We start from the raw sequence: 1,552 nt of genomic DNA on the forward strand, positions 1-1,552 counted from the left end.
TTTGTAACTATTCACCAAGACAAATTATTTTCTAAGGATCTTTTTTAGCTATTGACTGATCCTGCCAGTATGCCAAGCTAGAGCTATTACCCTATCGCTCTAGCTTTAATGAATTTAAACAGCATAAATATCACTGAAATAGTTGAGCAAACTAAAACTCAGTTACAAGAAGATAAAACACTCTCGCCAGCGTTGAAGATGTCTATTGAACTCATTCTTGTTGTCGTTGTTATGCTAGCTAGTAAATTAGGACTTAATAGTCAAAATAGTAGCATTCCTCCATCAAAAGATATCAACCGTACAAAGCCAACGAGAGAGAAGTCAGAAAAATCAGCTGGCGGACAAAAAGGCCGAGTAGGTAAAACGCTGACTCAAACAGAAACACCTGATGAGGTACAAGTCATTTTAGTTGACCGAGATTTTTTACCTAAAGGTCACTATCGTGAGGTGGGTTTTCAAAAGCGACAAGTCGTCGATATAGATATCAGTAAAGTGGTGACCGAATACCAGGCTCAAATCCTTGAGAATGAGCAAGGGAAGCGGTTTGTTGGTGCATTCCCCCAAGGTGTTAACGGTCCTATTCAATATGGTGTTGGTGTGAAAGCCCATGCGGTTTACTTATCACAATATCAATTACTCCCTTATAACCGCATTGAAGAATACTTTAGTGACCAACTAGGTATTCCGATCAGTGCCGGCAGTTTATTTAACTTTAATGAACAAGCAGCGGCACTGGTAAAGTCATCGGGCGCAGAAGGTATCATCAAAGCGGCATTACAAAGCCCGCATCAAACTTTGCATGTTGATGAGACTGGCATTAATATCGGCGGTAAACGGCGATGGCTTCATGGTGCATCAACGACTTGGTGGACTTATTTTTATCCTCATGAAAAAAGAGGAAAAATAGCGATGGATGAGGCCGGTATTTTACCGCACTTTACCGGTGTGCTATGTCATGACCATTGGAAGCCATATTATCAATATACCCAATGCCAACATGCATTATGTAATGCTCACCACATCCGAGAATTAGAAAGGGCTTGGGAGCAAGACGGCATGCAATGGGCGAAGGATATGCAAACCTTACTTAAAGAAATGAATAAAGCTCAAATAGATAATCCCGACCTAGATAAAGGGGCTAAACAGAAATATCGTGAGCAATATCAAAAAATATTGCTTCAAGGTGACGCTAAATGTCCACCACCAGATAAAAGTAGCCGAGTGGAAGGTCAGCGAGGCCGATTAAAGCGAACCAAATCCCGAGCATTATTGGAACGACTAAGAGATTATCAAGATGATGTTTTACGTTTCATGATGAGCACTGGCGTGCCATTTACCAACAACCAAGGCGAGAATGATATTAGGATGACCAAGGTTCATCAAAAAATATCGGGGTGTTTTAGAAGTAAGCAAGGAGCTGAAATGTTCTGCTTGCTGAGAAGCTATTTATCGACTTGCAGAAAACAATATGTATCTGCAAGCCTAGCCCTTGAGTTATTATTCAAAAATCAGCTGCCTGATGTATTCATTTCAGATGAGGCTGAATAGTTAC

General features: G+C 40.7%; 1 protein-coding gene. It reads left to right on the forward strand.

The features are described 5' to 3' along the window. Positions 1-108 precede the first annotated feature (108 nt). A complete protein-coding gene (gene tnpC / locus PX700_RS21940) occupies positions 109-1,548 on the forward strand; it encodes an IS66 family transposase (protein ID WP_479521941.1) in 1,440 nt (479 codons plus the stop codon). Positions 1,549-1,552: the final 4 nt, after the last annotated feature.

Source organism: Pseudoalteromonas sp. TP27 (assembly GCF_056470645.1).

Coding starts and splice junctions, on each gene's coding strand:
- tnpC (WP_479521941.1), top strand. CDS start 109: ATGAATTTAAACAGCATAAATATCACTGAAATAGTTGAGCAAACTAAA.